Below are 6050 nucleotides of genomic sequence, written 5' to 3' on the forward strand. Positions count from 1 at the left end.
AGTGTTTTATGCTACATCGGGTGACATCGTTTATGAAGCTAATATAAATACACAAACACAGGAGTATATCTCAATTGATGTATCTGATTGGGAATGTGGCATCTATCAGGTTCGTTTTGTATGTTCAACAGGGCAATATATGTACGGTTTGTTCGAGTTAGAATAAGTTATTTCACCATTTGGTTCTAAGTACTTTTTTATAAGTCCGCACTCCAATGTATAAAATGATGTGGACTTAAATTGCAAAAATGATTTGGATTTTTTCTTGAAATGATCATTTAAAACAAAACCTTATTTATTGTATCCTATTATTTCGAAATTAGTAACATCGAAAACCATTATACACCCAAGGGCAAAAGCAACTCCGCCCTTAAAATGAACCGGGTTGCAGAACTTTGTTTATTAACCCTGAGTGACGGGTTACTGGCCGTCATTCCATAATACATTGTAAAAGAATGAAAACTATTTTATTTTGCTTTACTATTATTTTCATCGTAATTTCTTTAGAGGGTTTTTCCCAAATTAAAGTTTACGAGGATAACCGTGTGAAGATTTTTGGTGATAAGCCAGCTGATGACGCAAATAAAGACTTATCTGTACAAATCTATGGCTCCTATGGCGAATATCTTGCTAATGGGAGGCTTGGATTTGGAGCTTACGAGTTAGGTACGTGGATTTTTAGCAACACCCGTAGAGTATATGTTGGTGAATTTGGAACAAATGTTGACTCTGATCAACTTGAGCTTTTCGGAGCCATCGGTCACTATTTTACATGGGGGCAGGGATACGACTACAATAATATTATTGGTAAGTCGGTATTGGAAATAGAACTTGATGAAAACATGGTTTTGCATGAAATCCCCAAATTTTATTTCAACACCGATGTTTATGCCGAGGGCATCATATTAAATTCTGATGAAAGGTTTAAAAAAAATATACGGCCTTTGCGAGGTTCTGCTTTGAATATCAAGCTGATTAGAGGTGTTACTTATAAACTGAAAGAAGAAACAACAGTGGCTCAAACGTCTGGTAATTTCTCACCCAACACAGAAAAGGAAAAAAATGATATGGACCTTTTGGCAACGACGAAGGGAAAAATGAAAAATTTAAACCGTAATCGGATTGGATTTATAGCTGACGAGATTAAGGAAATATTCCCCGATTTGGTTGAAGAAGATTCTGAGGGCTATTTGCATGTTGATTATCTTGGTTTAATTCCGGTACTTGTTGAATCCATTAAGGAACAACAAAATCAAATTGCAACACTACAATCCATATTAAACGTAAAACAATAATTATAATCCCTTTAAAACTATATTATTATGAAAAAGAGTATATTTCCAATTTATGTAATCCTGTTTTTAGTATTTTCAATTTCGAGTCAGGCGCAAATAAAAGTGAACAGCGATGGACAAGTTAAAATTTTTGGCGACATCGAAAGTGATGATGCAAACAAAGATTTATCGATGCAAATTTATGGTTCGTACGGCCAGTACCTTGCCAATGGCAAGCTGGGATTTGGCGACTATGGCCGTGTGGAATTGAATGGTTCTAATGTTTTTATTGGCGAGTTAGGTACAAACTGGGATTCTGACAGATTGGAATTACATGGAAAGAAGGGTATTTATTTAACTTATGGCTATGGGTATAATAACGGCGATATTATTGGCAAGTGGGATATCTCCCAACCCGACCGGTTTAGTTTTGAAACCGATGTGTATGCCAAAGGGGTATTGTTAAGTTCCGACTCACGTTTTAAAGAAAATATTAAACCACTGGGTAAAGAACTTTATAAATTAAAACAGTTAAAAGGTGTAAGTTATAACCTTAAAAATGAAAAAAGGACATACCCGGAAGCAAAAGGCAATTTAACTGAAAAAGAACAAAACGATTTGGCTTTAATGAATAACCTGGAATATAAAGAACGGACAAGACTGGGATTTGTGGCACAGGAAGTGCAGAAGCTGTTTCCTGAACTTGTTCAGGCGGATAAAGAAGGTTATTTGTATGTGGATTATGTTGGTTTGATACCCATTTTGGTGGAATCGGTAAAAGAACAGCAGGAACAAATTGATGCACTGCTGGAATTGGCTGTTAAAAAAGGATTGTTAACAACTGAAAAATAAAGACTGATGAAAAAAATATATTTAATATTATTTGTGGTGCTGGCCGTACTGCAGTTAAAAGCACAGTATATTAGGGATGAATCGGGAGAGATTGTCCCTTTTTCTCTAACTGAAAAATATAAAGATGTTATTAAAACTCAGGAGATTCACTCACTAGTTCTGCCTTCTTATGACAATGATTCACTATTTTTTCATTATAATGATGTTAATTCTTATAGTGAAGTGGGGACTACATTTAGTTATGGTTTTACAATAGATTCACTAATAAATTTTGAAGATTACGCAAAAAAAATTGAAATTGAAGAAGGTACACTATGGATAATGACCATTGAGGGTCCGACAGTTCAATCCATTGGAATTGAAATAGATGATTTTGATATCCCGGAAAAAGCTTATTTCTCCATTTATCCGGGAACCATTCCTAATGTTATTCAGGATGCTGAGGTTGGATTTAAAGAGGATATTACTGAAACGATGAAAGAGAATGGATTGGATTTTATAATCACCGATAAAAAAGCAGTTATAGAATTTTTTGTACTAAAGGCGGTAATGTCAGAACCGATGTATTTAATTAATAAAGTCATATATGGATTTCATGGCTTAGGCAAGCCTGGAAATATGGTTGATTTTGAAAGATACAAGGAACAGAATAGAGAAGGGCCTTCTGGAATGCTGAAAAATGGGGGTCTGACTGACACGATGGCTTTACCGTGTCAAAAAGATGTGGTGTGTTTGGAAAAATGCGACAATCTTAGTTAATGCTAACTTTAGGTATAAAATCTAAAAATTTGTTAACATGAAAAAAATATATTTGATATTATTTATTGTGTTTGTTGTGTTGCAGCTTAAGGCACAATTTGTATATAATGAATGGGACGAAATAATCCCTTTTACTCTCACCGAAGAATATGGACACTTTATCGATACTTCTAAAATAAATACGGTAATGTTACCCAGCTTTAATAATGACTCACTTTTTTGGGCCAAGAACCCAAAGGATATTTTTAAAAAGTGGAATGCGGCTATTGCAAATAGGTTTGATATTGATTCCATTGTGGATTTTTTCTCGGCAGCGACAAAATTTGAAATCCCTATAGGAACTATTTGGTTGTTGAAAATTGAAAGTCCTACTGCGGAAGAAATTGGATTAGACTTCCCCATTCCAAATCTTCCGGAAGGTGCTTTATTTTCATATTTTACATTCAATCTGGAAAAGTATGGAGACTACCCTGAAACTTATGATAAAGGAAAAATAGAAAGAGAAAAAAAGCAAAAAAATCGAATAATGCCTTTTAACGGGATATACGCCAGAGGAAATGGAAATCATTTACTTATCGAATATTTTCAACCCAAAGGTGTAAAACAACGGCCAATATTGAAATCAAAAAACATCGTATATTATTACGACAATGGTTTTAATACCAAAGAAAAAAAAGGTAGTTATAATAAAGAAATCAAAACAGATACAACCTCGCAAAATCTAAAAAGTGGCTATTTTGGAAATGCGTCTTTTAGCTGCCAAAACGATGTGGCATGCACAACTACATGGGATGACATGAAAAAAGCGGTGGTATATATCCAGTTTGATTTTATTACTCCGGATCTACGAAAATATGAAGCGAAGGGAACCGGGGTTTTGATCAATAAGTCAGGTGACGGTTATGCAATGACAGACAAACCCTTTTTGATTACCTGTGGACATCTTTTTTCTACTGACTATAACGGACAAAGAATAGATATTCGCAATACAATTAGTAATTTAAGGTATTATGTCTTTTACGAGAATAAATCATGCAATGAATCGACAAAAAGAGGAGGAAAGCTACTTTCAGGAAGCTCGAATTTTAATATAGTTGAAATCGGATCTTCATTTGCAACAGCCCCTAATAATTCTAACTATAATCCGAGCGAAGATTTTGCAATTATAGAAGCTTCAAAAACAGTGGAAAGATATTCAAAACTGAATGTAGAGTATGCAGGATGGGATGCCTATTATGATTTATCCAATAGTAATAATACTACCTATGTTGCCATTGGGCATCCGGGCGGGGATACTAAAATGGTCAATGTTGATTATGACAGAGCCTACGTGAATTCAAACGGGGAGGAATTTGGACTTTATTTTGACGAAGGAGTTTCTGAAGAGGGTTTTTCGGGATCACCAATTTTTAATGACGAGGCAAAAGTTGTTGGATGGTTATGTGCAGCAAGTGATTCGGCTGATTGTTTTTATGTTGGTACTGAAGTAAGTCAAAACAAAACAAGGTGCGGGAGGTTGGATAATCTTCACTATTATTTGAGTTCTTATGTAGACCCAACCTACTACGGAGAGGCATCTAGTGATTTGCCTAGTCAACCACAACCAACCGCACATTGCAGCGACTGTATTCAAAATTACGGCGAAACTGCTATCGACTGCGGAGGTCCCGATTGCTACCCCTGTGGCATGCAGGATGTGATAACTTTAAAAACACCCATGGATATACCGGGAAATACGGCAAAAAGCCGGTATGAATTGTTTGCCGAACCTGATCCCAATACCCTGCTGGCCTTAAAAAGCGGTTCATATACATTTGAAGCCGGGTTGAATGTACATCTGAACGGGGGCTTTGAAGTGGAAAAAGGCGCTGAGTTTTATGCCGGCATCGACGCTGAACTGATGAGCGAGCCTGACAGGGGGTGTGGCGGATATTGTGCAAACGCACCAAGTATCCAGATTTCACCCAACGGAGATGGAGTGAATGATTATTGGGCGTTTAGTCAGGCATTTGCGGTTGAGTATGATTTGAGAATATTTGATAGGAATAATCATACATACTATTCCTCTATTAATCAGCCAATCTTTGAAAATGGCTGGGTGTCGGCGTGGGATGGTTCAGGGGCAATCCCAAGTGTGCAAACTTACTTCGGAACATTAACACTCACAGATTGTAATGGTAATACACATCAGGAAGAGTTTTATGTTGAAATTTGGGGGCTAAAATCTGCAACAATACAAGATGTTGAAATAACAGATGTCGGTGATATTGAAATGAATGCAGAAAAGATAAAAATTTATCCAAATCCGTTTTCAGATAAATTTACCATTAACTTTTCAGGAGATAGTTCTATCTTGGAATATAAGGTAATGGATTTAAATGGGAAAGTAGTCCTACATAACAAAATTTTATCAACCTGCGAAGTAATTAATTTGAGTGGCATTGCGGCTGGTACGTATGTGATTAGTGCAAAAGCGGGAGAATATAATCTTGTACAAAAATTAGTAAAAAAATGAATATTGTGAAAGATCCTAATCTCGCCTTTTATTTTTTCTAAAAGAGGCTCTAATTATTTCCTGATACAATTAACTCTATGGATAAAAGCAACCCAGTCCTTATAAGAGAACCGGGTTGCAAGACTTATTTATTAACCAGGGGCAAGGAGTTGCTGCTCCCCAACCCATAAACCTTACAAAGAAATGAAAAAATTTATTTTGTTATGTATGTCAATGGTTCTGTTAAGCATTTTTAATAGGTGCCAGAAAGATGAGCTTGAAGTTGGTCGATTGGCTAACGAAGCGCAACCATAGGCAGTGGTTAAGTCCAATGTGTATGTCGAGAGGATATTTAGTATTTGAAACGAAAGAAGCCTTTGATAGTACGAGGTTTGTAATTGAGAAACTCAATTTTAAAGAATGTATTGAATGGGAAAAATCCATGGATTTCACTTCTGCAAAAACAGAAAAATACCTTGCGGAGGAAGAAGAACTAAAAATTATAGATGAAAACGGTGTCCATAATTTTAAATTAAAATATAGTCAGAGGTTTGATATTAATGATGATTTGGATATTAATACCAATTTGAGTATATAGTGCTGCTTTATTATCTTTGAAGCATGGGAAGACAAAGCAAATTCAATATAAAAGAGGATTTAAAAGAACTTGA

Annotated in this window: 6 protein-coding genes; all 6 read left to right on the forward strand. The window is 35.6% G+C overall.

What is annotated here, in order from left to right:
• Position 1 precedes the first annotated feature (1 nt).
• The 6 genes from K5G00_RS30310 (at position 2) to K5G00_RS28610 (ending at position 5977) form a co-directional block, all read left to right on the forward strand.
• Positions 2-166 (forward strand): DUF3244 domain-containing protein, encoded by a 165-nt coding sequence (locus K5G00_RS30310; protein WP_394800891.1) that lies wholly within the window; start codon positions 2-4, stop codon positions 164-166.
• A gap of 289 nt (positions 167-455) precedes the next feature.
• Positions 456-1295, forward strand: a complete 840-nt coding sequence (locus K5G00_RS28590) for a tail fiber domain-containing protein (protein ID WP_238769914.1) — start codon at positions 456-458, stop codon at positions 1293-1295.
• A 27-nt stretch (positions 1296-1322) separates the two neighbouring features.
• Positions 1323-2126: a tail fiber domain-containing protein gene (locus K5G00_RS28595; protein ID WP_238769915.1), complete on the forward strand. Its 804-nt coding sequence runs from the start codon at positions 1323-1325 to the stop codon at positions 2124-2126.
• 6 nt (positions 2127-2132) lie between these two features.
• A complete protein-coding gene (locus tag K5G00_RS28600; RefSeq protein WP_238769916.1) occupies positions 2133-2885 on the forward strand; it encodes a hypothetical protein in 753 nt (250 codons plus the stop codon).
• A 37-nt stretch (positions 2886-2922) separates the two neighbouring features.
• Positions 2923-5400 carry a T9SS type A sorting domain-containing protein gene (locus K5G00_RS28605; protein WP_238769917.1) on the forward strand — a complete coding sequence of 826 codons (2478 nt, stop codon included), beginning with the start codon at positions 2923-2925 and terminating at the stop codon, positions 5398-5400.
• A 316-nt stretch (positions 5401-5716) separates the two neighbouring features.
• Positions 5717-5977, forward strand: coding sequence for a hypothetical protein (locus tag K5G00_RS28610; protein WP_238769918.1), 261 nt, complete (start codon positions 5717-5719; stop codon positions 5975-5977).
• The last annotated feature ends 73 nt before the right edge of the window (positions 5978-6050 follow it).

Origin of the sequence: Maribellus maritimus (assembly GCF_022267315.1) — a bacterium.
In the GTDB taxonomy this organism is placed as follows: Bacteria; Bacteroidota; Bacteroidia; order Bacteroidales; family Prolixibacteraceae; genus Draconibacterium; species Draconibacterium maritimum.

Excerpts from the sequence above, each read along its gene's own strand:
- K5G00_RS28600 (WP_238769916.1), top strand. The coding sequence starts at position 2,133 with ATGAAAAAAATATATTTAATATTATTTGTGGTGCTGGCCGTACTGCAG.
- K5G00_RS28610 (WP_238769918.1), top strand. The coding sequence starts at position 5,717 with ATGTCGAGAGGATATTTAGTATTTGAAACGAAAGAAGCCTTTGATAGT.
- K5G00_RS28605 (WP_238769917.1), top strand. The coding sequence starts at position 2,923 with ATGAAAAAAATATATTTGATATTATTTATTGTGTTTGTTGTGTTGCAG.
- K5G00_RS28595 (WP_238769915.1), top strand. The coding sequence starts at position 1,323 with ATGAAAAAGAGTATATTTCCAATTTATGTAATCCTGTTTTTAGTATTT.
- K5G00_RS28590 (WP_238769914.1), top strand. The coding sequence starts at position 456 with ATGAAAACTATTTTATTTTGCTTTACTATTATTTTCATCGTAATTTCT.